General features: G+C 67.1%; 25 protein-coding genes. 8 read left to right on the top strand and 17 right to left on the bottom strand.

The window, feature by feature from the left end:
- Nucleotides 1–8: 8 nt before the first annotated feature.
- The 4 genes from yidC to rpmH form a co-directional block, all read right to left on the bottom strand.
- Nucleotides 9–1685, bottom strand: coding sequence for a membrane protein insertase YidC (gene yidC, locus ACMGEZ_RS20085; RefSeq protein ID WP_436824034.1), 1677 nt, complete (start codon nucleotides 1683–1685; stop codon nucleotides 9–11).
- A complete protein-coding gene (gene yidD / locus ACMGEZ_RS20080; protein ID WP_436824033.1) occupies nucleotides 1682–1969 on the bottom strand; it encodes a membrane protein insertion efficiency factor YidD in 288 nt (95 codons plus the stop codon). Before yidD ends, yidC begins: the two co-directional genes overlap by 4 nt.
- Nucleotides 1966–2355 (bottom strand): ribonuclease P protein component, encoded by a 390-nt coding sequence (locus tag ACMGEZ_RS20075; protein ID WP_436824075.1) that lies wholly within the window; start codon nucleotides 2353–2355, stop codon nucleotides 1966–1968. Before ACMGEZ_RS20075 ends, yidD begins: the two co-directional genes overlap by 4 nt.
- A 70-nt stretch (nucleotides 2356–2425) precedes the next feature.
- Nucleotides 2426–2560, bottom strand: a complete 135-nt coding sequence (gene rpmH / locus ACMGEZ_RS20070; RefSeq protein ID WP_007834827.1) for a 50S ribosomal protein L34 — start codon at nucleotides 2558–2560, stop codon at nucleotides 2426–2428.
- Nucleotides 2561–2871: 311 nt separating this feature from the next.
- Here rpmH and dnaA point away from each other — a divergent pair, with 311 nt between their 5' ends.
- From dnaA to ACMGEZ_RS20040, 6 genes are all read left to right on the top strand, one after another.
- Nucleotides 2872–4251, top strand: a complete 1380-nt coding sequence (gene dnaA / locus ACMGEZ_RS20065; RefSeq protein ID WP_436824032.1) for a chromosomal replication initiator protein DnaA — start codon at nucleotides 2872–2874, stop codon at nucleotides 4249–4251.
- A 268-nt stretch (nucleotides 4252–4519) separates the two neighbouring features.
- The gene (gene dnaN / locus ACMGEZ_RS20060) at nucleotides 4520–5626 is read left to right on the top strand and encodes a DNA polymerase III subunit beta (RefSeq protein WP_436824031.1); all 1107 of its coding nucleotides are present in this window, start codon (nucleotides 4520–4522) and stop codon (nucleotides 5624–5626) included.
- Nucleotides 5627–5731: 105 nt separating this feature from the next.
- Nucleotides 5732–8353: a DNA topoisomerase (ATP-hydrolyzing) subunit B gene (gene gyrB / locus ACMGEZ_RS20055; protein WP_436824030.1), complete on the top strand. Its 2622-nt coding sequence runs from the start codon at nucleotides 5732–5734 to the stop codon at nucleotides 8351–8353.
- Nucleotides 8354–8511: 158 nt separating this feature from the next.
- Nucleotides 8512–9009, top strand: coding sequence for a hypothetical protein (locus ACMGEZ_RS20050; protein ID WP_436824029.1), 498 nt, complete (start codon nucleotides 8512–8514; stop codon nucleotides 9007–9009).
- Between the two features lie 120 nt (nucleotides 9010–9129).
- The gene (locus ACMGEZ_RS20045) at nucleotides 9130–9591 is read left to right on the top strand and encodes a hypothetical protein (RefSeq protein ID WP_436824028.1); all 462 of its coding nucleotides are present in this window, start codon (nucleotides 9130–9132) and stop codon (nucleotides 9589–9591) included.
- Between the two features lie 147 nt (nucleotides 9592–9738).
- Nucleotides 9739–10929, top strand: coding sequence for a metallophosphoesterase (locus tag ACMGEZ_RS20040; protein WP_436824027.1), 1191 nt, complete (start codon nucleotides 9739–9741; stop codon nucleotides 10927–10929).
- A gap of 12 nt (nucleotides 10930–10941) precedes the next feature.
- On the opposite strand, the gene ACMGEZ_RS20035 is transcribed toward ACMGEZ_RS20040, so the two are convergent.
- From ACMGEZ_RS20035 to ACMGEZ_RS20025, 3 genes are all read right to left on the bottom strand, one after another.
- Complete coding sequence (locus tag ACMGEZ_RS20035) at nucleotides 10942–11370, bottom strand: PaaI family thioesterase (protein WP_436824026.1); 429 nt, start codon at nucleotides 11368–11370, stop codon at nucleotides 10942–10944.
- Nucleotides 11367–11789, bottom strand: coding sequence for a MerR family transcriptional regulator (locus tag ACMGEZ_RS20030; protein ID WP_436824025.1), 423 nt, complete (start codon nucleotides 11787–11789; stop codon nucleotides 11367–11369). The genes ACMGEZ_RS20035 and ACMGEZ_RS20030 overlap by 4 nt, the downstream gene beginning before the upstream one ends.
- Before the next feature lie 78 nt (nucleotides 11790–11867).
- The gene (locus ACMGEZ_RS20025) at nucleotides 11868–12365 is read right to left on the bottom strand and encodes a polyhydroxyalkanoate granule-associated phasin (RefSeq protein WP_436824024.1); all 498 of its coding nucleotides are present in this window, start codon (nucleotides 12363–12365) and stop codon (nucleotides 11868–11870) included.
- A 224-nt stretch (nucleotides 12366–12589) separates the two neighbouring features.
- Here ACMGEZ_RS20025 and ACMGEZ_RS20020 point away from each other — a divergent pair, with 224 nt between their 5' ends.
- Nucleotides 12590–13111 (top strand): acyloxyacyl hydrolase, encoded by a 522-nt coding sequence (locus tag ACMGEZ_RS20020; protein WP_436824023.1) that lies wholly within the window; start codon nucleotides 12590–12592, stop codon nucleotides 13109–13111.
- Here ACMGEZ_RS20020 and ACMGEZ_RS20015 read toward each other — a convergent pair.
- From ACMGEZ_RS20015 to ACMGEZ_RS20000, 4 genes are read right to left on the bottom strand one after another with little or no spacing between them, the layout of a single operon-like run.
- Nucleotides 13099–13770 (bottom strand): UdgX family uracil-DNA binding protein, encoded by a 672-nt coding sequence (locus tag ACMGEZ_RS20015; RefSeq protein ID WP_436824022.1) that lies wholly within the window; start codon nucleotides 13768–13770, stop codon nucleotides 13099–13101. The two genes, ACMGEZ_RS20020 and ACMGEZ_RS20015, sit on opposite strands and share 13 nt — an antisense overlap.
- 31 nt (nucleotides 13771–13801) lie before the next feature.
- Complete coding sequence (locus ACMGEZ_RS20010) at nucleotides 13802–14800, bottom strand: lysylphosphatidylglycerol synthase domain-containing protein (protein ID WP_436824021.1); 999 nt, start codon at nucleotides 14798–14800, stop codon at nucleotides 13802–13804.
- 58 nt (nucleotides 14801–14858) lie between these two features.
- On the bottom strand, nucleotides 14859–16085 hold the full coding sequence (clsB, locus tag ACMGEZ_RS20005) for a cardiolipin synthase ClsB (RefSeq protein WP_436824020.1): 1227 nt from the start codon (nucleotides 16083–16085) through the stop codon (nucleotides 14859–14861).
- Between the two features lie 20 nt (nucleotides 16086–16105).
- Nucleotides 16106–16834, bottom strand: coding sequence for an endonuclease/exonuclease/phosphatase family protein (locus ACMGEZ_RS20000; RefSeq protein ID WP_436824074.1), 729 nt, complete (start codon nucleotides 16832–16834; stop codon nucleotides 16106–16108).
- Between the two features lie 263 nt (nucleotides 16835–17097).
- On the opposite strand from ACMGEZ_RS20000, the gene ACMGEZ_RS19995 reads away from it, so the two are divergent.
- Nucleotides 17098–17529 (top strand): serine/threonine protein kinase, encoded by a 432-nt coding sequence (locus ACMGEZ_RS19995; RefSeq protein ID WP_436824019.1) that lies wholly within the window; start codon nucleotides 17098–17100, stop codon nucleotides 17527–17529.
- Between the two features lie 63 nt (nucleotides 17530–17592).
- Here the strand turns inward: ACMGEZ_RS19995 and ACMGEZ_RS19990 are convergent, their stop codons facing one another.
- The 6 genes from ACMGEZ_RS19990 to ACMGEZ_RS19965 all read right to left on the bottom strand — a co-directional run bounded on the left by ACMGEZ_RS19990 (nucleotide 17593) and on the right by ACMGEZ_RS19965 (nucleotide 23123).
- A complete protein-coding gene (locus ACMGEZ_RS19990) occupies nucleotides 17593–18144 on the bottom strand; it encodes a Spy/CpxP family protein refolding chaperone (RefSeq protein WP_436824018.1) in 552 nt (183 codons plus the stop codon).
- Nucleotides 18145–18277: 133 nt separating this feature from the next.
- Nucleotides 18278–19348 carry a flavodoxin family protein gene (locus ACMGEZ_RS19985; protein ID WP_436824017.1) on the bottom strand — a complete coding sequence of 357 codons (1071 nt, stop codon included), beginning with the start codon at nucleotides 19346–19348 and terminating at the stop codon, nucleotides 18278–18280.
- Between the two features lie 94 nt (nucleotides 19349–19442).
- The gene (locus tag ACMGEZ_RS19980) at nucleotides 19443–20348 is read right to left on the bottom strand and encodes a pirin family protein (RefSeq protein WP_436824016.1); all 906 of its coding nucleotides are present in this window, start codon (nucleotides 20346–20348) and stop codon (nucleotides 19443–19445) included.
- 87 nt (nucleotides 20349–20435) lie between these two features.
- Nucleotides 20436–21182, bottom strand: coding sequence for an aspartate/glutamate racemase family protein (locus tag ACMGEZ_RS19975; RefSeq protein ID WP_436824015.1), 747 nt, complete (start codon nucleotides 21180–21182; stop codon nucleotides 20436–20438).
- A gap of 130 nt (nucleotides 21183–21312) precedes the next feature.
- Nucleotides 21313–22209: an ABC transporter permease gene (locus ACMGEZ_RS19970; protein ID WP_436824014.1), complete on the bottom strand. Its 897-nt coding sequence runs from the start codon at nucleotides 22207–22209 to the stop codon at nucleotides 21313–21315.
- Nucleotides 22209–23123, bottom strand: a complete 915-nt coding sequence (locus ACMGEZ_RS19965; RefSeq protein ID WP_436824013.1) for an ABC transporter permease — start codon at nucleotides 23121–23123, stop codon at nucleotides 22209–22211. The genes ACMGEZ_RS19970 and ACMGEZ_RS19965 overlap by 1 nt, the downstream gene beginning before the upstream one ends.
- Between the last annotated feature and the right edge of the window lie 25 nt (nucleotides 23124–23148).

Here is a 23148-nt window from a genome sequence, read left to right as displayed (position 1 = left end):
CTCGCGCGCTACTTGCCGAGCACGCCCAGGCGCTTGTTGATGAACCACTGCTGCGCGATCGACAGCACGTTGTTCGTGATCCAGTACAGCACCAGGCCGGCCGGGAAGAAGACGAACATCACGCTGAAGGCCAGCGGCATGATCCACATCAGCTTGGCCTGCATCGGATCCGGCGGCGTAGGGTTGAGCCAGGTCTGGAACAGCGAGGTCAACGTCATCACGATCGGCAGGATGAACCAGGGGTCCGGTGCCGAGAGGTCCTTGATCCAGAGGACCCAGGGCGCATGGCGCATCTCGACAGAGGACAGCAGCACCCAGTACAGCGCGATGAACACCGGGATCTGGACCAGGATCGGGAAGCAGCCGCCCATCGGGTTGACCTTTTCCTCGCGGTAGATGCGCATCATCTCCTGCTGCATCTCCTGCGGCTTGTCCTTGAGCCGCTCGCGCATCTCCATCACCTTGGGATTGATGGCCTTCATCTTCGCCATGCTGGCGTAGGCCTTGGCATTGAGCCAGTAGAACGCGGCCTTCAGCAGCACCACCAGCGCCACGATGGCCCAACCCCAGTTGCCCAGCATGGTGTGCAACTTGTCGAGCAGCCAGAAGAGCGGCTTGGAGATGATGGTGAAGATGCCGTAATCCTTGACCAGCTCGAGCCCCGGCGCCGTGGCCTCCAGCGTCTTCTCGGCCTGCGGGCCCACGAAGAATTCGGCATCGACCGCCTTGGATGCCCCGGGCTCCACCGGGCCCGCCGGCGTGATCATGCCGACCGCGTAGAGGTTGGTGTCGACCTTGCGCGCGAACAGGTCGCGCGGGATGCCGTCCTTCAGCAGCCAGGCGCTCGCGAAGTAGTGCTGCACCATCGCGACATAGCCGTTGGTCGCTTCCTTGACGAAGTCGGCCTTGTTGTTCTCGATGTCCTTGAATTCGATCTTCTGGTACTTCTTGGCCTCGGTGTAGACGGCCGGGCCGGTGAAGGTGGAGTAGAAGGAGGACTCGCCCGGCGGCTTGTTGCCGTCACGCACGATCTGCATGTAGACCTGGGGCGACACCGGCGCGGTGCCGGTGTTGACGATCTCGTGGCGCACCCGCATGTCGTAGCCGCCGCGCTTGAGCGTCCAGGTCTTGACCAGCTTGACGCCGCCCACGTCGGGTGACTCGAAGCGCAGCACCAGCTCGTTGGCCCCTTCCTTGAGCGTGCGCTCGCCGCTGACGCTCATCGGCGTCTTGTGCGTCGGAAAGCTTCCGCCGATCAGGCCGGTCTGGGCCACGTAGTAGCGGTTGGGACTCTGGTCGAGCAGGATGAAGGGCTTGTCTTTCTCCGTGAGGTCGTCGTGCTGGATGAATTCGCTTTGCACCAGCGAGCCGCCCTCGGTGTCGAAGGTCAGCTTGAGCACGTCGGTGGTGACGACCACGCGCTCGCTCGCGGTGGGCGCCGTCGTCTTGCCGTCGGGCACGGTCGCGGCGCCGCTCGCGCCGGCCGGGGTCGTGTTCGTGGCCTGCGGCACCGCGCTCGAGGTTGCACCAGGAGGCGTCGGCGCAGGCGCCGTGGCGGTTACGGGCGGCTTGGTCGACGGCAGGAAGGTGGGATTGCGGCCATTGAAGACCTGCCATTGGTCCCACAGCAGCACCAGCGAGAAACCAAAAACCACCCACAGGATGGTGCGGCGAATATCGTTCATGAAGAAGACTTCTTGTCGTCGGAGAGGAGGGAGGAGAACAGCGCACGCGAATCGCGGGCTCCGGGCTCCTTCCTTGGGGGAACTGGATCGTGGCCGCCCTGGCACCACGGCTGGCAGCGGGCGAGACGGCGCAGAGTGAGATAGCTGCCGACCGCCGCGCCGTGGCGCTCGAGCGCCTCGATGGCATAGACGGAGCAGGTGGGCTCGAAGCGGCAGGCTTGGCCGAGCCAGGGGCTCAGCAACAGGCGGTAGCCTTTGACCAGGCCGATGAGCAGGGCTTTCATGGTGCGCGCACGGCAGCGGCCCGCTCCAGCAACTGCTGGAGTTCGGCACGAACGGCGGCGTTGAGCTTGTCGGAACTCGCGCTTTGGAATTCCTTGCGGTCGAAGCCCGCGCGCAGGCGAACCACGTGCGCGGCGGGCGGCAGCAAGCCCTCCGCGGCCGTGCTCATGCGATAGATCTGGCGCTTGATCGCGTTGCGCGTGACCGCACGGCGCGCCCAGCGCTTGGGCACCATCGCGCCGACCCACACATCCTGCGTGGCGAACAGCAGCGTGGCTCCATGCTGCGCGTCGAGCGCGCAGCGGTGCAATGCGAAATGGGTGGTGCGCGCCACGGTAGCACCTGCGAGGACGGCCTGGAATTGCGCGCGGGTCTTGAGCCGCTGCATGGAAGCCAACCGCAAGGCGCCGGCAGACGATGGCGGCGGCGGTACGACTGGCAACAGAGCCGACGGCGCCTTAGACGGCGAGGCGCTTGCGGCCCTTGGCGCGGCGTGCGTTGATCACGGCGCGGCCGCCACGGGTCTTCATGCGGACCAGGAAGCCGTGGGTACGGGCGCGGCGGACTTTGGATGCTTGGTAAGTGCGTTTCATGATCTGATTCCTGATGGGACCCGGAAGGCTCGGCGGCCACCGGGTTCTGCTGCCATTTGGCTAATGCCGGCTAAACGTAGCTAACCGGCTGAATACCCCGAAACACACAAAGAGGTTTTCAGGGAAACCCGCGATTATCGCAAACATTCGGTCCCGCAACAATCGACAGGCGCCCAGAGGCAGATTCGCCCCATCAGAAAACCATGTGGATAAGGTTTTGACAAGTTAGAATCGTCGGCCCGTCCCAGGGGCCACTATCCACAAGCAGAACGACAAAATGACCGAGGGATCCTCCACCTTTCAGACCCCCCATGCCGAGTGAAGGCATTGGCGACAGCCTTTGGCAGGCCTGTGTCGACCAGCTCGCACAGGAACTGTCGGAACAGCAGTTCAACACCTGGATCAAGCCGCTCACCGCCAGGGTTGCGGACGATCTTTCGCGGGTCACCGTCTTCGTCGCCAACCGCTTCAAGCTGGACTGGATCCGGGCGCAATACGCGGGGAAGATCGCTGCGATGGCCGAGAAGCTCTACGGTCAGCCGGTCATCATCGAGTTAGCGCTTGCTCCGCGGGAAATTGTTGCCAGGCCTATGTCGATGGCAGTTGCTGTCGAGAGCGACGTGCCCCGCGACGTGGCCGGCCCGGGAGAAGATCCGGCAGGCGGCGCCTTCAAGAACAGGCTCAATTCCGGTTTGACTTTCGAGACGCTGGTCGAAGGCACGGCCAACCGGATGGCTCGTGCCGCTGCGATGCACGTGGCGAGCACACCCGGGCATCTCTACAACCCCCTCTTCATTTACGGCGGGGTCGGCCTTGGCAAGACCCACCTGATGCACGCAGTGGGCAACCGCCTGCTGTCCGACCGCCCCGACGCCAAAGTTCTCTACATCCACGCCGAGCAGTTCGTGTCGGATGTGGTCAAGGCTTATCAGCGCAAGACATTCGATGAGTTCAAGGAGCGCTACCACTCGCTGGACCTCCTGCTGATCGACGATGTCCAGTTCTTCGCCAACAAGGACCGGACGCAGGAAGAATTCTTCAACGCCTTCGAGGCCCTGCTGGCCAAGAAGTCGCACATCGTCATGACCAGCGACACCTACCCCAAGGGGCTGGCGGACATCCACGAACGGCTGGTCTCGCGCTTCGATTCCGGGCTCACGGTGGCGATCGAGCCGCCCGAGCTCGAGATGCGCGTGGCAATCCTGATCAACAAGGCGCGCGCCGAGAACGCCGAGATGCCCGAGGAAGTGGCCTTCTTCGTGGCCAAGAACGTGCGTTCCAACGTGCGCGAGCTCGAAGGCGCGCTGCGCAAGATCCTCGCCTACTCGCGCTTCAACCAAAAGGAAATCTCGATCGCCCTGGCACGCGAGGCGCTGCGCGACCTGCTGTCGATCCAGAACCGGCAGATCTCGGTCGAGAACATCCAGAAGACGGTGGCCGACTACTACAAGATCAAGGTCGCCGACATGTACTCGAAGAAGCGGCCGGCCTCGATTGCCCGGCCGCGTCAGATCGCGATGTACCTGGCCAAGGAGCTGACCCAGAAGAGCCTGCCCGAGATCGGCGAACTGTTCGGCGGCCGCGACCACACGACGGTGCTGCACGCGGTGCGCAAGATCTCCGGCGAGCGCCAACAGCTCACCGAGCTCAACCAGCAGCTGCACGTGCTGGAACAAACCCTCAAAGGCTGATGCATGCCTGTCATCGCAGATTCATCGAGGCCTGTCAAAGGACAACTCTGGGGAAAGTTCCGGCACAAGCGGGCGGTTGTCCACAGGCGAGTCGCGCTGCCGAAAGTTGTGCGCCTTGGCGCGACACCGCGGAAGCACGCCTGCACACAGGCAGCCGGCAACCGCAAGTGGCTGTCGGCAAAGCGGAAAATCGCCCTGTCCACAGCGGGGCCCGCCCCTTATCTACTACTACTAATTTGAATTAAAGAAATAAAGGAAGAGGTAAGTCATGATCGTTTTGAAGGCCACACAAGACAAAGTCCTCGCCGCCCTGCAGTCGGTGGCAGGCATCGTGGAGCGGCGGCACACGCTTCCGATCCTGGCCAATGTGCTGATTCGCAAGACCGGCCCGCGGCTGCAGCTGACCACCAGCGACCTGGAGATCCAGATCCGCACCCATGCCGAGCTCGGCGGGGACGACGGCAACTTCACCACCACCGTGGGCGCGCGCAAGCTGATCGACATCCTGCGCACCATGCCGGCCGACCAGACCGTCAGCCTGGAGTCGAGCGCCAGCAAGCTGGTGCTCAAGGGCGGCAAGAGCCGCTTCACGCTGCAATCGTTGCCGGCCGAGGACTTTCCGCTGGTGCAGGAGTCGGCCAACTTCGGCCCCGTGTTCAGCGTGCCGCAGAAGACCCTGAAGGACCTGCTGGGCCAGGTGTCCTTCGCGATGGCGGTGCACGACATCCGCTACTACCTGAACGGCATCCTGTTCGTGGCAGAGGGCAAGCAGCTGAGCCTGGTCGCCACCGATGGCCATCGCCTGGCCTTCGCCTCCGCCATGCTCGACGTCGAAGTGCCCCGCCAGGAGGTGATCCTGCCGCGCAAGACGGTGCTCGAGATGCAGCGCCTGCTGTCGGACGCCGAGGGCGCGATCGAGATGCAGTTCGCCAACAACCAGGCCAAGTTCGCCTTCGAGGGTATGGAGTTCGTCACCAAGCTCGTGGAGGGCAAGTTCCCGGACTACAACCGGGTGATTCCCAAGAACCACAAGAACTCGGTGACGCTGGGCCGCGCGACGCTTTTGGCCAGCCTGCAGCGCACCGCGATCCTGACGAGCGAGAAGTTCAAGGGTGTGCGCCTCAACATCGAGCCCGGCACGCTGCGCATCGCCTCCAACAACGCCGAGCAGGAAGAAGCCCAGGACGAGCTCGACATCGACTACGGCGGCGACGTCATCGAGATCGGCTTCAACGTGAGCTACCTGATCGACGCGCTGGCCAACATGGGCCAGGACATGGTGAAGCTCGACCTCGCCGATTCCAACAGTTCGGTGCTGATGACGATCCCCGAGAACGCTTCCTTCAAGTACGTCGTCATGCCGATGCGCATCTGACGGCGTTCGGCAGGGAGTGAGGAGACCGCCCGCGGCATTCCGCGGGCTTGGTCTTTGACGAGACGAATAAAACCCGGTTTCCGAGAGAGAGAGAGAAAGATCCTGATGAGCGAAGACAACAAGCCGGACGTGCCGCACACCGAGCCCGTCTACACCCCCGAGATCGACAGCGCCATTCCGATCGAAGTGACCCCCGCCGCCGCGGACACCTACGGCGAAGGCTCCATCACGATCCTCGAGGGGCTGGAGGCAGTGCGCAAGCGCCCGGGCATGTACATCGGCGATACCTCGGACGGCACCGGTCTGCATCACCTGGTCTTCGAGGTGGTCGACAACTCCATCGACGAGGCGCTGGCGGGCTATTGCGACGACATCGTCGTCACCATCCACACCGACAACTCGATCTCGGTGGTCGACAACGGCCGCGGCATCCCGACGGGCGTCAAGATGGACGACAAGCACGAGCCCAAGCGCTCGGCCGCCGAGATCGCGCTGACCGAGCTGCATGCCGGCGGCAAGTTCAACCAGAACAGCTACAAGGTCTCGGGCGGCCTGCACGGCGTGGGTGTGAGCTGCGTGAACGCGCTGAGCAAGATGCTGCGTCTCACGGTGCGGCGCGAGGGCAAGGTGCACGTGCTCGAGTTCAGCAGGGGCTTCGTGCAAAACCGCATCGTCGAGACCGCGAACGGCGTCGAGGTGTCGCCGATGAAGATCACGGGCGATACGGAGAAGCGCGGCACCGAGGTGCACTTCCTGCCCGACACCGAGATCTTCAAGGAGAACGCCGACTTCCACTACGAGATCCTGAGCAAGCGGCTGCGTGAGCTGAGCTTCCTCAACAACGGCGTGCGCATCAGGCTGCTGGACGAGCGCACCGGCAAGGAGGACGACTTCTCCGGCACCGGTGGCGTCAAGGGTTTCGTCGAGTTCATCAACAAGGGCAAGACGGTCCTGCACCCCAACGTGTTCTACGCCGCCGGCGAGCGGCCGGCCGATACCTACGGCGGCATCCCGGGCACGCACATCGGCGTCGAGGTCGCGATGCAGTGGAACAGCGGCTACAACGAGCAGGTGCTGTGCTTCACCAACAACATCCCGCAGCGTGACGGCGGCACCCACCTCACCGGCCTGCGCGCCGCGATGACGCGGGTGATCAACAAGTACATCGAGGAAAACGAGCTCGCCAAGAAGGCCAAGGTCGAGGTCACCGGCGACGACATGCGCGAGGGCCTGTGCTGCGTGCTCAGCGTGAAGGTGCCCGAGCCCAAGTTCTCCAGCCAGACCAAGGACAAGCTGGTCTCCAGCGAGGTGCGCGCCCCGGTGGAAGACATCGTCGGGCGGCTGCTCGGCGACTATCTGCAGGAGCGCCCCAACGACGCCAAGATCATCTGCGGCAAGATCGTCGAGGCCGCGCGTGCTCGCGAGGCGGCCCGCAAGGCGCGCGAGATGACGCGCCGCAAGGGCGTACTCGACGGCATGGGCCTGCCCGGCAAGCTGGCCGACTGCCAGGAGAAGGACCCGGCCCTGTGCGAGGTCTACCTGGTCGAGGGCGACTCCGCCGGCGGCTCCGCCAAGCAGGGGCGAGACCGGAAGTTCCAGGCCATCCTCCCGCTGCGCGGCAAGATCCTCAACGTCGAGAAGGCGCGCTACGAGAAGCTGCTGACCAGCAACGAGATCCTGACCATGATCACGGCGCTGGGCACCGGCATCGGCCGGGCGGGCGCGACCACGGCGGGCGGCGGCGCAGACGACTTCAACGTCGCCAAGCTGCGCTACCACCGCATCATCATCATGACGGACGCCGACGTCGACGGTGCCCACATCCGCACGCTGCTGCTGACCTTCTTCTATCGCCAGATGCCCGAGCTGGTCGAGCGCGGCCACATCTACATCGCGCAACCGCCGCTCTACAAGGTGAAGGTCGGCAAGGAGGAGCAGTACCTCAAGGACGGGCCGGCGCTCGACGCCTTCCTGCTCAAGGTCGCCCTCAAGGACGCCAGCATCCAGACCGGCGGCGACAAGCCGACGACGCTCAGCGGAGAGACGCTGGCCGAGCTGGCGCGCAAGCACCAGCTGGCCGAGGCGGTGATCGCGCGACTCGGCAACTTCCTCGATGCCGAGGCGCTGCGTGCCATCGCCGACGGCATCTCGCTCGACCTCGACACCACGCCCACGGCGGAGGCCTCGGCCGTGGCGCTGCAGGCGAAGCTGCGCGAACTCAGCGCGACCGGCGTTCCAGCCGAGGTGGCCAGCGAGTTCGATGCGCGCACCGACAAGCCGCTCTTGCGCATCAGCCGCCGCCATCACGGCAACATCAAGAGCAGCGTCATCACGCAGGACTTCGTGCATGGTGCCGACTACGCCGCGCTGGCCGAGGCCGCCAAGACTTTCCGCGATCTGCTGGGCGAGGGCGCCGTCGTTCGCCGCGGGGAGGGCGAGAAGGCCAAGGAAGAGAAGGTGGGCGATTTCCGCGAGGCCATGCGCTGGCTGATCGGCCAGGCGGAGAACGCCACCTCCCGTCAGCGCTACAAGGGCCTGGGCGAGATGAACCCCGCGCAGCTGTGGGAAACCACCATGGATCCCAACGTGCGTCGCCTGCTCAGAGTGCAGATCGACGATGCGATCGAAGCCGACCGCGTGTTCACCATGCTGATGGGCGACGAGGTCGAGCCGCGGCGGGAGTTCATCGAGCAGAACGCGCTGCGGGCAGCGAACATCGACGTGTAAGGCAGCGACGGCGGCCGGCATTCCATGAGAGCCGCAAAAAGTGCCGCATTCGGGGTCTCGCTGCGCCGCACTGCGCGTAAACGCTATACCTAGCCTGACTTTTGCTAAGCAAGAATTTCGGCCGATTGGACGCCGTTTTTTGGAGCGAGGTAGAAGCGATGAAACCGAACCGGTTCGGGTGGCCCCTGGCGGCACTGGTCTTCCTGGGTGCATGGACTTCGGCGCAGGCGCTGCCTTCGAACCCGCCGATCCTGATGACCCAAGGCATCGAGTACATGTGCGGCGGCAAGAGCAGCGCGGAAGCTGCGTTCATGCGCATGGTGTCGCCGCGCTGGGCGGCCACGCTGGAGTTTTCGGTCAACCGTGCGAAGCCGGGCGACGTGCCCGACGACGTGACGGTGGTGGTGCGCGAGCGCTATACCGGCCGCCCGATCATGGAAGCCGTCGCGGGGGCACCTTTCCTGTTGGCGCGGCTCGATCCGGGCGCCTACGAGGTCGACGCCACCCTGGGCGGCGTCACCCTGCGGCAACCGCTGACGGTGTTCAACGGGGTCCCATCGCGGGCAGTGTTCGTCTGGCCTTCCAACGTCGACTTCGCCAATGCCGGCGGGCTGCGCCGGGCCGAGCAGCAGGCTGCCGCGCGCAGCAGCGACTGATTCAGCGCCCGCGGCACGGCGCCGCCTCGACTTCAGTTTCATCTAAGACTGCCTGACCATAGTTCGGGTGCGGGGCGATCGCTTCGTCTCCGCTTCACCAAACCGAGCAAGGACATGGCTATGAACACAACCCCTTTCTGGCGGCCGGCGGCCGCCCTGGCGCTTGGCGGTGCGTCGCTTCTTGGTGCGCTGTCAGCGCATGCGGCCTTCAACCCGCCCATCCACATGGCCAGCGGCATCGAGTACATGAGCGGCGGCGTCAGCAGCGACGAGGCCGCGCTGATGGAAACCGTGGCACCCCGCTGGCCGGCGACCTTCGAGTTCGCAGTCAAGGACGGCAGCCGTTCGGACTTCGCTGCCGATGTCGCCGTGACGGTGCGCGACGCTGACGGGCGCACCGTGCTGTCGCAGGTAAGGGCGCAAGGCCCCTTCATGGTGGCGCGCCTCGATCCGGGCCGTTATGAGGTGGAGGCAACGCTCGCCGGCCGCACGCTCAAGCAGACGGTCGAGATCCACGCCGGCAGCCCGACCCGGACTCTGTTTCTCTGGCCCGCCGGCACGGACGTCAGCGCCCACTCGTGAGCCCGAGGTCTGTCGTCGCGTGAGGACGCGCGGCTTGCCGGTTTTTCCTCGCTGGCGCGCGCTTGACTGTTGGCACGCGCCTTGAATGTGGCAGAGGCAGCGCCCACATGCGCTCCTTGGCTCCTGCTGGTACCGTGCAAGGCTTCGATGCCGCTTCGCCCCATCACCGTCCTCTTCACACTGCTGCATGTCTACATCGGCCTGCGGCTGCTGCCTGCCCTGGCCATGCTCACCGGTGCCTGGCCGCTGCTGCTGGCAGCGCTGGTGCTGTCGGCCACCACCATGCCGCTGCCCTTCGTCGGTGCGCGCCGCGGGGACGGGCGTTCGGCCCCCTCCAATGGCTGGAAATGGCTGGGCCTGCTGAGCATGGGCTGGTTTTCCTCGATGTTCGTCCTGACCGTGGTACGGGACCTCGGCCTGTTGCTGAGCTGGATCGTTGCCTTCGTCGGCGGATGGGCATTCGACGGCCCGCGCATGCAGGCCTGGAGCGCAGCGGCGGTGCCCTTCATGGCGACGCTGGTCTCGCTGATCGGCTTCTTCAACGCCAGGCGCACCGCGAGCGTGGTGCGCGTGGACGTGCCGATCCGCGACCTGCCGGAAAGCCTCGAGGGCTTCACCATCGCCCAGCTCAGCGACATTCATGTCGGCGCAACCATCCGGCGCGGCTACATCCAGCGCATCGTCGACGCCGTCAACCGGCTGGGCGCCGACATGGTCGCGATCACCGGTGACCTGGTCGACGGCACCGTGGCCGAGTTGCGCGAGCATGTGGCGCCGCTGGCCGGCCTGCGCGCGCGCCACGGCACCTTCGTGGTGACCGGCAACCACGAGTACTACGCCGGCGCCCATGCCTGGATCGACGAGCTGCGGCGCCTGGGCCTGCGCGTGCTCCTCAACGAGCACGTGGTGCTGCAGACGCGCAACGTGAAGGGTGCGCAGACCGACGAGGAGGCGCTCGACAGCGCCCTGGTGGTGGCCGGCGTGACCGACTACACCGCCGTGCATTTCGATGCCGCCCATGCCAGCGATCCCCTGCGTGCCCTGCACGGTGCGCCGCCGCTGGTGCGCACCCGGCTGCTGCTCGCGCACCAGCCGCGCAGTGCGCCGGCCGCGGCCGAGGCGGGCTACCAGCTGCAGCTCTCGGGTCACACGCACGGAGGCCAGTTCTTCCCGTGGAACCTGTTCGTGCCGCTGCAGCAGCCCTTCACTGCCGGCCTGCACAGGTTGCGCGAGATGTGGGTCTACACCAGCCGTGGCACCGGCTACTGGGGTCCGCCCAAGCGCTTCGGCGCGCCCTCCGAAATCACGCTGCTGAGGTTGGTGCCGGAACGGCGCTGAACAACTGCGCCCTCAGCCCGGACGGATGTTGCGTGCCGTCGCCAGCAGCGTGGCGCACAGCGTCTCGCCCCCCTCGGGCGCCACGGCGTAGACGTCCGCCGCGCACACGGTGAGCAGTTGGCCACCGTGCACCACGCGGCCGCGGGCCCGCACGGCGCGGCCGGCTGCGGGCGCCACCAGCTTCAGCGTGGCGTCCACCGTCGCGTTGCGCCAACCTTCGGGCAGCACGCTGCCGGCGGCCGACACCGCGGCAAAATCCGCCGCCGCGAACACCGCAGTCGCCTGCAGGCGGCCCGGGCTGAAGCTGAGAGCTTCGGTGATCGGCAGCTCGATCTCGACCTGCCCGGCTGCGAGCTGCGTGAAGCGCAGTCCCAGCGTGCGCGCCATCGGCATGGCAAGCACGGCCTGCTCGAGTCGCTCGAGCTGAGTGCTGTGGTTCATCGTCTCTTCTCCTTCGCGCCCGGCCAGGGCGCCTGCTTCGCCTTCTTCGATTCCGTCCCGGCGCGCTGCTCGCGTCGTTCTGCGCGCAGCCAGTCCGCGTGTTCGATCACTTGCGCGCGCAATGCCTGCAGCCGGGCAATCTCCTGATCGAGGGCGGCCGCGCGCTCCTCCAATGCATCGGTCATCCGCGTGATGCTCAGGCGGCCGGCACGGTAGGCCGGCAGCAGCTCGCCGATAGCGGGCAGCGAGAAGCCGATGCGTCGCGCCATCGCGATGAACACCACTTCGCGCCGCATCGACTCCGGATAGTCGCGGTAGCCCGAGGCGTTGCGGGCCGGCAGCAGCAGGCCCAGCCTTTCGTAGTGGCGCAGCGCGTGCACCGTGACACCGGCGCGGCGGGCGAGTTCGGAAATCCGCATGGGCCCGAGGCTAGCAAGCCTCGCGCTGCGCGAAGCTTGAGCCTGGGCGATTTTTTTTCTGGCGCCGCGGCGGGGCGTTCAGGCCTGCGGGCCGGCCAGCCGCAGCGCGTTGGCGCTCGCCTTGGCGTAGATCGGCTTGAGGCCGCGTTGCGCGATGCGTGCGCCGGCGCTGGACAGCTGGCTCAGCGTGGCGGCCGAGCGGGTGGCCGCGCCGACGAACGCCTGGCCGTGGATCGAGATCTGCTCCGGCGTGGTGCTGGTGGCCAGCGAAGCCAACGCGACGGCGCCGCCCAGCCAGTGCCGCACGGCGCGGTTGACGAGCGCGAACTGGGTGCTGTGCAGCTGATTGGCGATCGCGACGCCCGACTCCGTGGCCGCCGCCAGCTTCTCATGGCTCATGAGCTGCATCTCGGCCAGGTCCGCATCGCTGGGCGAGAGGCCGGCCTTGGCCATGCGCTCGGTGCGCAGCTGGATCACGGAGCTGGAGTACAGCAGCATCTCCTGCGTCTTGAAGGCCACATCCGCCCACAGCATGAACGGGTTGAAGAACCGGGAGGAGGAGAAGGCTGTGGACATGAACGTCATACGAAAAGGCTGGAACGCACTATAGGCTCATCGAGCGAGCCCGTGGCAGAGCGGCGAGTTTTCGGCGAAGATTTCGTCTCATCTGTCGCGGCGACCTGGCTAAGTCCGCCTCCTGTAAGGTGGCGGTGGTAGGCGCCGTTTCCGTTTCTCCCAGGCCAATTCGAATGACCAATAAAAAATCGCCTTGCGCCAAGGTTCTGCTGTTTGCCGGTCTCTTGTCGCTTTCAGTCTCCGCATCCGCCTTCGAAGATCACTCACCCGCCTTCTATTTCGAGGCGGGTCGCGCGCCGCACAACGACACCAGCACCCGGTCGCTGACGGTCGGCGCGGTCCTGCCCTGGGGCCGACAACATCTCGTCTGGGGCACCCGGGTCACGGCCTATGCGGATCTGTTCCTCAGCCAGTGGCGAGCACCGCAGGTCGATCGAGATGGCCATCACAACTACTCGCAGCTAGGTGTCATCGCGGGCTGGCGCTTTCGCTTCGAGGAGGGCGCCTCGCCCTGGTTCTTCGAGGCGGGCCTCGGTGGCACCTCGATGAACGACCGCTACCAGTCGCCCGATCGCAGCTTCAGCACCCGCTTCCAATTCACCGAGCAACTGGGCGTCGGCCGCAATTTCGGCCCGCGCGGCGAGCACGAGCTCTCGCTGCGCATCCAGCACTTCTCGAACGGCGGCATCCGCAAGCCCAACCCGGGCGAGAATTTCTACAAGGTGCGCTACCTCTACCGCTTCTGAGTGCGGCGCTTGCGCGGGGTCAGGTACTCGTCGGCGACGGCAAGGTCCTGCAGCCACTGCGCATAGGCGGATTCGCGCTGCTCCGGATCGCCCCTGAGCAGCGCGGACGGATGCAGCGTGACCAGCACCGGCAGGCCCCGCGCATCGGTGTGCCACTGGCCGCGCGCCCGCATCACCGGCACCGGTCGCCCCAGCAGGGCACGCGCGGCCGTGGCGCCGAGCGCGATGAGCGCACGCGGGCGAACCTGGGCGATCTCGCCGTCGAGCCAGTGCAGGCAGATGGCGATCTCCCGCTGGGCTGGCGTCTTGTGCATGCGGCGCTTGCCGCGCAACTCGAACTTGAAGTGCTTGACCGCGTTGGTCACATACAGCCGGTCGCGCGACCAGCCCAGGTCCGCCACGGCCTTGTCGAACAGCCGGCCGGCCGGGCCCACGAAGGGGCGGCCTTGCAGGTCCTCCTGATCGCCGGGTTGCTCGCCGACCACCATGACTGCGGCAGCGGCCGGGCCCTCGCCGAACACCGATTGCGTGGCGTGCTCGCCGATCGGGCATGCGCGGCAACGGTCCGTCGCCTGACTCAGCAGTTCCAGCGCCTGCTGCGGGTTCTTCGGGAGTTCGGGTGGGTCGGGGTAGTCGGGGTGGTCGGCGTGATCGGGCATGGCAACCTCCGTCGCCGCACGAGTCGTCAAGTCAAGGTCCGCGCTGCGCCGCACGCCGGCGCTGCCGAGCGCGCACCTCGGTCAAGAAATATGCAGCAGACGCAATGCACAACGGCAGCAGGTAGTAGATTGCGCGATAGGCCAGTAGCGCGCCGAGCAGACGGTCGGTCGGCATCTGGTACAGCAGCGCGACGAACACCGCCTCCAGCACGCCCAGGCCCGCGGGCACATGCGTGATCACGCCTGCCACCGCAGCCACCAGCAGCACCGCAAGCACGTGCGGATAAGGCAGCTGCTGCTGGAGCAGGAACCAGATGACGCCACCGATCAGCGCCCAGTTGGTGCAGGACATCGCCAGCTGCAGCAGCGCCATGCCGAGCGCCGGCGTCTGCAGCTCGTGGCCGCGGATCTCCCAGATGTGCTCCCGCGCCACCGCGCACATCACCAGGTAGGCCAGTGCCAGCACCAGCAGCGTGGCGCCGAGGATGCGCAGCCCGTCCGCCTCGATCTTCCATTCGGGCGGCAGCGCCATCGGCCAGAAGTAGAAGGCGACGCCGGCCACCACCAGGTAGCCGAGCCAGTTCGTCAGCATGCTGAAGCCGAGCACGCGCGTGATCGTGAGGTTGCCCAGGCCGTGGCGCGAATAGAGTCGATAGCGGAAGGCGACGCCGCCGATCAACGATCCGAGGTTGAGGTTGAAGGCATAGCTGATGAAGGTGATGCCCATGACCGTGCGCGCGCCGAGGCGATGGCGCGTCATGTGCCGGCCCAGCAGGTCGTAGGTGCTGTAGAGCGTGAAGCTGCAGGCGGCCAGCAGCAGGGCAGCCAGCAGCGCGGGCAGCGGAATGTCGAGCACTGCCTGGAGCACCTTCGTCCAGTCGATGGTGCGCGCCTGGTGCACGAGCAGCCAGGCCACCAGGCCGAAGAAGCTCCACGTCACGATGCGCTTGAGCCATGGCCACCATGCGCGCGCAGTGAGGCGGCGCCGCCGGGGGGCGGCGCGCAGAGTGGGGCGCGCGCTGTTGCTCATTGGGTAACCTCCGCGCTGTGCGCTGCGGTGCTATTCCACTTGGGAGCGGCCCGGCGTCTCATGCGTTGTCCGTTCGCGTCGCGCCGCCGTGCGGTCCTTGGCCGGCCAGGGGCTCGAGCCGCGGCCGATGGCGTGGCAGCCAGCCCATCCAGGAGGGATACCAGCGCAGCAGGTGGAAGACGAAGAAGCTGCGAACCAGCCGCCAGGCGCTCCATTCGCTGAGATCGGCGGTGTCGATCTTGTTGCAGTGGTGACGCATCAGGTAGTCGAGGCGTTCGTCCAGCTGCAAGGCGAGGGCTGTGTCGCGCACGACCACGTTGGCCTCGAGGTTGAGCGACAGGCTCAACGGGTCGAGGTTGCTGGAGCCGACCGTGCTCCAGCGGTCGTCCACCCGGGCCACCTTCGCGTGCAGCGGCCGCTGGCAGTACTCGTGGATGTGCACGCCGGCGTGCAGCAGGTGGTGGTACAGCATGCTGGCCGCCACCTTGACGATCGGCATGTCGGGCTCGCCCTGCAGGATCAGGTTGACGTCGACCCCGCGGCGCGCTGCACGGCGCAGTGCCTTGATGACGCGGTAGCCGGGGAAGAAGTAGGCGTTGGCGATGACGATGCGCCTCCGGGCGGCGCGGATGGCGGCGAGATAGTGCCGCTCGATGTCGTTGGTATGGTCGCCGTTGTCGCGCGTGACGAACTGCACCTCGGCTTGGCCGGCTGCCGCGTTGGCCATGGGCGGCGCCGCCCTGAGCCGGCGCCGGAACCAGCCGGGGCTCTTGTTGCCGACGGCGATGGCGTGCAGCACGAAGCGATGGATCTCCGAGACGATCGGTCCCTCGAGCTCCACCGCATAGTCCTGCTTGGCCTTGGGCCCGAAATCCATCAGGTGGTCGGCGGAGAAGTTGATGCCGCCCACGAAGGCCAGCCGGCCGTCGATCACCGTGATCTTGCGGTGCATGCGGCGAAAGAGGTTGAGCCGCTGGCCAAGGAAGCGGCGGCCCGGGTCGAACACGCGCACCCGCACGCCCGACATGGTCAGGCCCTGGACGAACTCGTCGGACAGGTCGGGCGAGCCGAAGCCGTCGACCAGCAGGTCCACCTTCACGCCTCGTATCGCAGCCTCGCGGATGGCTTCGTGCAGCGCGAGCCCGACCTTGTCCTCGAACAGGATGAAGGTCTCGATGATCACCTCGCGCTCGGCGTTGCGGATGGCCTCGAAGACACGGGGAAAGAACTGCTCGCCGTTCTCGAGCAGCTCCACGCGGTTGCCGGTTGTCCAGCGCTGGGCCATGGAAGGACTCCCCTTGGCGGTCAGAGCTCGATCTCCGCCACCAGCGGCGCATGGTCGGAGAGGTGCGACCACGGCTTGCGCGGCAACACCACCGGCGCGTGCACGCCCGCATTGCGCACGTAGATGCGGTCCAGCGGCAGCAGGGGGAAGCGCGAGGGGAAGGTCCTCGCGGCGCTGCCGTTGGCTTGCACGAAGACCTCGCGCAGTGACGCGCCCTGTTCGAGGATGTCATGCGCGCGGCCGCGCCAGTCGTTGAAGTCGCCGGCCACGATCAGCGGCGCGTCGGCCGGCACCTCGTCGCGCACGATGTGGCAGAGCAGCTCGAGCTGCTGGATCCGGTGGTTCTCGGCCAGGCCCAGGTGCGCGCAGATCGCATGGACATCGATGGGACGGCCGGGCAGCCGCAGCACGCAATGCAGCAGGCCGCGCTTCTCGGGCCCGACGATCGACACGTCGTGGTTCTTGAAGTGGACGATCGGGAACTTCGACAAGACGGCGTTGCCGTGATGGCCGCGGGGATAGACCGCGTTGCGGCCGTAGGCGAACTGCGGCCACATGGTGTCGGCCAGGAATTCGTAGTGCGGCGCCTCCGGCCAGTTGTCGATCTTGCGCGAGTGGCGCGAATGGGTGCCCAGCACCTCCTGCAGGAACACCACGTCGGCACCGACCGTGCGCACCGCTTCGCGCAGTTCCGGCAGGATGAACCTGCGATTGAGCGCGGTGAAGCCCTTGTGGGTGTTCACCGTCATGACCTTGAGCGAGGTGGGCGTGGTCGCCGTGCCGGCGGCGGGGGTGGAGGGCTTCACATGCTCAGTTGTAAGCCGAGGCAAGCGCCCATGCTGTAGGAGCTTGCCACCTCCTTCGCCGGCCTGCGCCACGCGGCGGCCGGCTCCTACAGGCGGGGCTGCCCCAACCCCACATCGGTGGTGCCGAGGGCCGCCTACGTTGAACTCAGAGCTCGCGCAAGGGGCTCACGCTTACGTTTGTTTGACCTTTGAAAGGGGACATCACCATGAAGAGAGCCTTGATTGCCAGCACCGTGTTCACCGGCCTGATGGGCTTGGCGGGCGCCGGTTTCGCGCAGACCACCACCGTCCCGGCCCAGCCCGACCCGGCCAAGGGCGGACAGGCCAGCACCAAGAGCGTGCCGGGCGGCGTGGCCAATGCCACCCAGCGGCCCGATGGCAGCGACCCCGCCTCCCGCGATGCAGTGAGGGCGGAGGCCCGCGCCCACAACCGCAACAACACGAACAACCCGGTGCCCAAGGGCGAGGCGACGACCACGGTGAACAGCCAGCCCAACGCCATGCCGAGGCCCACCGGCGAGATGTCGCGCGCCGAGGTGAGCGCGGATGCCCGCAAGGTCAAGCCGCGCTTCGGCGAAAGGGGCGAGAGGCCGGAAGTTCCGACCAACCCGAAGGACAGGACGGGTACGCCGCAGTAACTGCAACCTGATCAAAAAAAAACCCGCAGCGATGCGGGCTTTTTCGTAGGGCACGTGCCGCGCTCAGCTCTTGGCGCCTTCGCGCTGGCCTTGGTGCGGGTGGCCATGGCCGCCGCGATACCCGGCGTGCACGGTTTCCGCATCGAAGGTCTTTTGCTGCTCCGGCGACAGCGTCGCGTAGAAGCTGCGCGTGGCCTCGATGCGCTGGGCGAAGCGCGCGCTGCGCTCGGCCTGGCGCGCCTGCATGCGCTCCAGGCGCTGCGGCGTCGTCAGTTTCGCGAACTCGGCGCGGTCCATGCGGGCCTGGCCTGCCGCCCGGGCGGGCCGCTGCTGCGCGGCGGTGAAGCTGTTCCACGCGCCTTCCTGGCTCGCATCGAGCCGCAGCTTCTGCTTGAGCTCGGCCAGCCGTTGCGCGCGCTTGGCTTGCATGCGCTCGATGCGCTGGGCGCGGTCCGCGTGCGGGCGGGAGGGCTTGGCCTCTGCCGGGGCGGCCTGCGCGCTCGCGGCGGGAGCGGTCGTCGCGGCCGGGGATCCCTGCGCGAAGCCGGTGCTGCAGGCGAAGGCGGCCGAGGCGATCAGGCCGGCCATGAGCTTTTTCTGACGAGACGAGATCATGAGAGTGCTTCCTTTCGAAGAAGCCTGCCGATACGGCGGCAGGTGAGGCAAGTTTGGAAGCGCTCTGTATCGCCGCCGTCGCACCGGGGTGAGCGCGACGTAAAGAAAGATATCGCTGCGTTTCGCCCCGCGCCTACTTGGGCCGCGGGGACTCGAGGGCGGCGTCCGGCGGCTGGAGCTGCCCGGCGCGCAGTGCGGCCACCGCGCGGGCGACCGCGCGCGCGACATTGCGCACCTCTTCCTGCAGGCCGGTGTCGCGGTCCAGCGCGTCGTGGCTGGTGGCGTAGGGTTCGTAGTAGCCGACATAGCGGTCCAGCCGCGCCTTCGCACCGGCGTCGATCAGGCCCATCCAGTCCAGCCAGTCGCTGAGGTTGCGCCGCAGGCTTTCGACTCCGGCCACGTCGCCATGTACCACCAGGCCGTAGGCGCGGCCCGCCAGGTGCTTGGGATAGCCCCAGCCCTTGAGCTCGATGGCCTTCGCCTCGTCCGCCTTTTTGCCATGGGTGGACGTGGGGTCCGGATTGCCGCCGTCGGCGCAGACCAGGCGGTCGGCCATCAGCTTGAGCGGGCTGGCGGCCTGGTACCAATGCGTCGGCGTGAACAGGATGACGCCGTGGGCAGCGGCCCAGCGTTCGTAGATCTCGTTCATCCAGTCGCCGGTCTGCCGCAGCGAATGATTCGGGTAGCAGCTGCAGGGCCAGTGGCACAGCGGCATCGCGGTGGAGACGCAGGCCTTGCATGGATGGATATGGCGGCCGTAGTCGGAGGTCAGCCGGCTGAGATCCAGCACATCGCAGTCGAACTGCCGTGGGTCCAGCACCTCGCGGGCCAGCTGCATCAGGCGGAAGGTCTTCGACATCTCGCCGGGGCAGGTGCCGTCGTTGCGCGGCGAGCCGTTGATCAGCAGTATGCGCGACTTGGTCTCCGGCCTGGACCAGGCGGCCTTCGCGCGCTCGATGCGCTCCTTCGCTTCGAGCCACTCGATGGAGAGCTCGTACTCGGGATCGGCATAGCCGGGACCGGCCTTGCGCGTGGTCGGAGCCTTGCGGCCTTGCTGGTAGGCCTCCCATGCAATGACCTCGATGCGTGCCAGTGCCTGCGACTCGGCCTGGAAAGCCGGGTCGCGGTAGGTCTGCATGAAGCGATCGTGGAACTCGGTGCGCTCGATCGGCGGCGGCGCCTGGCCTTTGCGGACTTCTGTCATCGCTTCAATCTACGCAGGGCCTGCGCCCCGCGTTGCACCGCGGCGGACGCGAGCTCCCGTAGGTGCATGACTACATTTCCCGGCCTTGGGCGCCTCAGCCGAGCTTTCCGCTCTGCAGATCGCGCATCGCCTGCGCCAACTGCTCGCGCGTGTTCATGACGAAGGGGCCGTACTGCTCGATCGGCTCGTGCAGCGGCTTGCCCGCGATCAGCAGCGCCCGTGCAAGGCTGTGATTGGAGGCCGGCGCGCGAACCAGCACGCCGTCGCTTTCCTCTTCGTTGGCGAGGATGGCCATGCGCTTGGTCGGGATCTCGCTGTTCCCGATGAAGAGCGACTCGCGGAACACATAGAGCAGCGCGTTGCGCTCCGGCGACATCGGCTGGGCGAACTCGGTGCCGGGCGGCAGCGCGATGTCGAGGCACAGCGGCTCGGTGTGCGCGCGCTGTACGGCGCCGGCAATGCCGTGGCTCTCGCCTGCGATCACGCGCACGCGCACGCCGGCCGGCGTCACGAATTCGGGGATTTCCTCGCTCTGGATGTCGCGGTACGAGGGCTCGCACATCTTGTCCTTGGCCGGCAGGTTGAGCCAGAGCTGGAAGCCTTCCATCAGCCCTTCCTCCTGCTCGGGCAACTCGCTGTGCACCAGGCCGCGGCCGGCGGTCATCCACTGCACGCCGCCGCCGGACAGCAGGCCTTCGTGGCCGGCGCTGTCGCGATGGCGCATGCGGCCCGCGATCATGTAGGTGACGGTCTCGAAGCCGCGGTGCGGATGGCTGGGGAAGCCGCCGATGTAGTCGCCGGGGTTGTCGCTGCCGAAGGCGTCGAGCATCAGGTAGGGGTCGAGCCGCTGCTGAAGCGTCTGGTGCAGCACGCGCGTGAGCTTGACGCCGTCGCCGTCGCTGGTGGAGACGCCGGCGACGATCTGGTCGATGCCGCGCGGGCGCCCCAGCGAGACGGGTTCGACATGGTGCGCAGGGTGGGCCGTGTTGGGTGTGTTCATTGGAGGTACCTTCGGCTGCGGTGCGAGCCCCTCCGGGTCGCGGGTGGCGCTCATCGGCGGCATGGTGGCACGGAGCCGACGACCGCGTCAGGGGTGTGGGTGCCGTCCCGCCAGGGCCTCGAGCTCCCATGACACGCCCTGCCAGGCCACGTCGATGCCGGCGGCGGATGGCCCGGGCGGCGCGCGGCCGGCCTCGATGGCCCAGCGCGCGCCGGCGCCCACGCTGTCGATCAGCGGCACCGGAAGACGGGGCGCAATGGCCGCGGCCAGGCCCGCCAGCCCCGCGCCACCCAGGATCACCGCTTCGGCATCGAAGCGGGCCACCGCCTCCAGGCAGGCGTCGGCCAGCAGCGCATGGGCGCGGGCCGGGTCGGCGGCGAGCTCGGCACCGCTTTGCGCCACCGTGTGGATGCCGGCCAGCGAGCCCGCGTGGCCGAGCGCCAGGGCAAGACGCTCGAGCATCGGCCGCCAACGCTCGCCGCCCGTGACCACCGCGAAGCGCCCGTGCCCGGCCGCGACCGCGAAGGCGGCCTGCGCCAGGCCGCCCACCGGCACGCCGCAGGTCTCGCGCAGGGCGAACAGTCCCGGGTCGCCGAAGCAGCCGATCAGCACCGCATCGGGCCGCTCGCCGTGCTCCACCGCCGCGGCCCAGGCGTCGAGCACGGCGTGCTGCGCCACCGCGTAGCTGGCCTCGCTGGCGATGTAGGGGGCGCCGAAGCGGGCGGTGACGGTGTGCACCTTCAAGGCCGGGCTGACCTCGCTTTGCACATGGCGCTGCAGCAGCGTGCTCACGGTCGCCGAGGTGTTGGGATTGATGATCAGCAGGCGGCCCACTGGAGTTCCTTCGCCTTCGGCTGCGGTGCTATTCGCCTTCGGGCGGCCGTGCGGCTCACTGGAGAACCTTCGCCTCCGGCTACGGTGCTATTCGCCTTCGGAGCGGCCGTGCGGCTCATGGTCATCGGCATCAGGGTCGCCGGCGCGTGGCGCGCCGGCGCAGCCAGGCCGCGGCGCCGAGTGCGATCGCCATCACCGCGAAGGAGACGACGGTGGTGACCGTACCCAGCGCATAGATGGCGGGGGTGGTAACGGTCGAAGTCAGGCCCTGCAGTTCCAGCGGCAAGGTGTTGACGTCGCCGATGGCCTGCGAGGTGCGCGCGATCTCGTCCCAGCTGAGCGTGAAGCCGAACATGCCGATGCCGACGATCGACGGCCCGATCAGCGGCAGCACCACATGCCTGAAGCTCTGCCAGGGCGTGGCGCCGAGGTCGCGCGCGGCCTCCTCGTAGGCCGGATTGAAGCGGTTGAAGACCGCGAACATGATCAGCAGGCCGAAGGGCAGCGTCCAGGTGAGGTGCGCTCCCAGCGCGGAGCTGAGCAGGCCCAGCGCGGTGCCGTAGTTCTCGAGCGCGCCGTTGGCCTCGAGCGCCGTGAGCGCGCCCTTGATGCCGCTGTCGAGCAGGCGGAACTGCAGGCCGATGCCCAGCGACACGATGATGGAGGGCATGACCAGGCTGGCCACCGTGACGAAGAAGAGCGCGTTGCCGCCCGAAAGCTTCTTGCGGAAGGCCAGGCCCGCGAGCACCGAGAGCGCGACGGTGAAGAGCATGACCACCGTGCCCAGCAGCAGCGAGCGCCGGAAGGCCGCTGCGATGTCCACCGTGCCGAGGCCTTCGGCGAGCTTGTGGAACCAGTGCAGCGAGACGCCCCGCAGCGGAAAGGTCAGGCCGCCTTCCGGGCCCTGGAAGCTCAGCACGAAGATCGTGATCATCGGCCCGTAGAGGAAGAGCACGAAGAGCGCGAACACGATCGCAAGCGGCCAGAAGCCTGGGCCGCGCTGTTCGCCGAGCGGGGCGCTGCGCATCAGAGTTCCTTCCGGATGTCCACGAGCCGCGTCAGGCCCCAGATGATCATCAGCACCACCGCCAGCAGGATCATGGCGTTGGCGGCTGCCAGCGGGAACTGGAGGTAGGAGGTCTGGACCTGGATGATCTTGCCGACCGAGGCGATCTGCTGGCCGCCCATCACGCCGATGGTGACGAAGTCGCCCATCACGATGGTGACGACGAAGATCGAGCCGATGAGGATGCCGGTGCGCGAGAGCGGCACGACCACGTTCCACAGCGTCTGCCAGCCGGAGGCGCCGGCGTCGCTGGCGGCTTCGAGCAGCGAGCGGTCGATGCGCATCATCGAGTTGAAGATCGGCACGATCATGAACATCGTGTAGAGGTGCACGAAGGCCAGCACCACCGAGAAGTCCGAGAACAGCAGCCATTCGACGGGTGCGTCGACCAGGCCCAGCCCCACCAGGCCCTGGTTGACGAGCCCGTTGCGCCCGAGCAGGGGGACCCACGAGATCATGCGGATCACGTTCGAGGTCCAGAAGGGCACGGTGCACAACACGAACAGCAGGGTCTGCATGCCGGGCGAGCGCACGTGGAAGGCGAGGAAGTAGGCCACGGCGAAGCCGACGGCCAGCGTGATCGCCCAGACCAGCAGGCAGAACTTGAGCGTGCTCAGGTAGGTGGAGAGCGTGACGCAGAAGTCGCCGTCGTCGGTGAGATGCGAGCAGCCTTCGAAGATGCTCGCGTAGTTGCGCAGCGTGAGCGCCGGGATCAGCTCGTACTCGTTGAAGTTCCAGAGGCTGACCATCGCGATCAGCGCCAGCGGGATCAGGAAGAAGAGCAGGAAGACCGCGGCGAAGGGCGCGGCCTGCCACCAGGGCTTGATGGCGTGCACGGGCATGGTGGCGGTGTGCGCGCTGCCGGGAGAACTCATGATCTAACGAGAGGCGGCTTTTTCG

The sequence above is a fragment of the Variovorax stachyos genome, from assembly GCF_051400855.1.
Lineage (GTDB): Bacteria > Pseudomonadota > Gammaproteobacteria > Burkholderiales > Burkholderiaceae_C > Variovorax.
The sequence above is the reverse complement of the archived record's forward strand: the minus strand, read 5'-3'. Positions and strand labels throughout refer to the sequence as shown.

Coding starts and splice junctions, on each gene's coding strand:
- clsB (WP_436824020.1), bottom strand. CDS start 16,085: ATGGCCCAGCGCTGGACAACCGGCAACCGCGTGGAGCTGCTCGAGAAC.
- dnaN (WP_436824031.1), top strand. CDS start 4,520: ATGATCGTTTTGAAGGCCACACAAGACAAAGTCCTCGCCGCCCTGCAG.
- ACMGEZ_RS19980 (WP_436824016.1), bottom strand. CDS start 20,348: ATGAACACACCCAACACGGCCCACCCTGCGCACCATGTCGAACCCGTC.
- ACMGEZ_RS20045 (WP_436824028.1), top strand. CDS start 9,130: ATGAACACAACCCCTTTCTGGCGGCCGGCGGCCGCCCTGGCGCTTGGC.
- ACMGEZ_RS19970 (WP_436824014.1), bottom strand. CDS start 22,209: ATGCGCAGCGCCCCGCTCGGCGAACAGCGCGGCCCAGGCTTCTGGCCG.
- ACMGEZ_RS20010 (WP_436824021.1), bottom strand. CDS start 14,800: ATGAGCAACAGCGCGCGCCCCACTCTGCGCGCCGCCCCCCGGCGGCGC.
- ACMGEZ_RS19990 (WP_436824018.1), bottom strand. CDS start 18,144: ATGATCTCGTCTCGTCAGAAAAAGCTCATGGCCGGCCTGATCGCCTCG.
- yidC (WP_436824034.1), bottom strand. CDS start 1,685: ATGAACGATATTCGCCGCACCATCCTGTGGGTGGTTTTTGGTTTCTCG.
- ACMGEZ_RS20000 (WP_436824074.1), bottom strand. CDS start 16,834: ATGACGGTGAACACCCACAAGGGCTTCACCGCGCTCAATCGCAGGTTC.
- ACMGEZ_RS19985 (WP_436824017.1), bottom strand. CDS start 19,348: ATGACAGAAGTCCGCAAAGGCCAGGCGCCGCCGCCGATCGAGCGCACC.
- ACMGEZ_RS19995 (WP_436824019.1), top strand. CDS start 17,098: ATGAAGAGAGCCTTGATTGCCAGCACCGTGTTCACCGGCCTGATGGGC.
- gyrB (WP_436824030.1), top strand. CDS start 5,732: ATGAGCGAAGACAACAAGCCGGACGTGCCGCACACCGAGCCCGTCTAC.
- yidD (WP_436824033.1), bottom strand. CDS start 1,969: ATGAAAGCCCTGCTCATCGGCCTGGTCAAAGGCTACCGCCTGTTGCTG.
- ACMGEZ_RS19965 (WP_436824013.1), bottom strand. CDS start 23,123: ATGAGTTCTCCCGGCAGCGCGCACACCGCCACCATGCCCGTGCACGCC.
- ACMGEZ_RS20015 (WP_436824022.1), bottom strand. CDS start 13,770: ATGCCCGATCACGCCGACCACCCCGACTACCCCGACCCACCCGAACTC.
- ACMGEZ_RS20030 (WP_436824025.1), bottom strand. CDS start 11,789: ATGCGGATTTCCGAACTCGCCCGCCGCGCCGGTGTCACGGTGCACGCG.
- ACMGEZ_RS20025 (WP_436824024.1), bottom strand. CDS start 12,365: ATGTCCACAGCCTTCTCCTCCTCCCGGTTCTTCAACCCGTTCATGCTG.
- ACMGEZ_RS20050 (WP_436824029.1), top strand. CDS start 8,512: ATGAAACCGAACCGGTTCGGGTGGCCCCTGGCGGCACTGGTCTTCCTG.
- ACMGEZ_RS20040 (WP_436824027.1), top strand. CDS start 9,739: ATGCCGCTTCGCCCCATCACCGTCCTCTTCACACTGCTGCATGTCTAC.
- ACMGEZ_RS20035 (WP_436824026.1), bottom strand. CDS start 11,370: ATGAACCACAGCACTCAGCTCGAGCGACTCGAGCAGGCCGTGCTTGCC.
- rpmH (WP_007834827.1), bottom strand. CDS start 2,560: ATGAAACGCACTTACCAAGCATCCAAAGTCCGCCGCGCCCGTACCCAC.
- ACMGEZ_RS20075 (WP_436824075.1), bottom strand. CDS start 2,355: ATGCAGCGGCTCAAGACCCGCGCGCAATTCCAGGCCGTCCTCGCAGGT.
- dnaA (WP_436824032.1), top strand. CDS start 2,872: ATGCCGAGTGAAGGCATTGGCGACAGCCTTTGGCAGGCCTGTGTCGAC.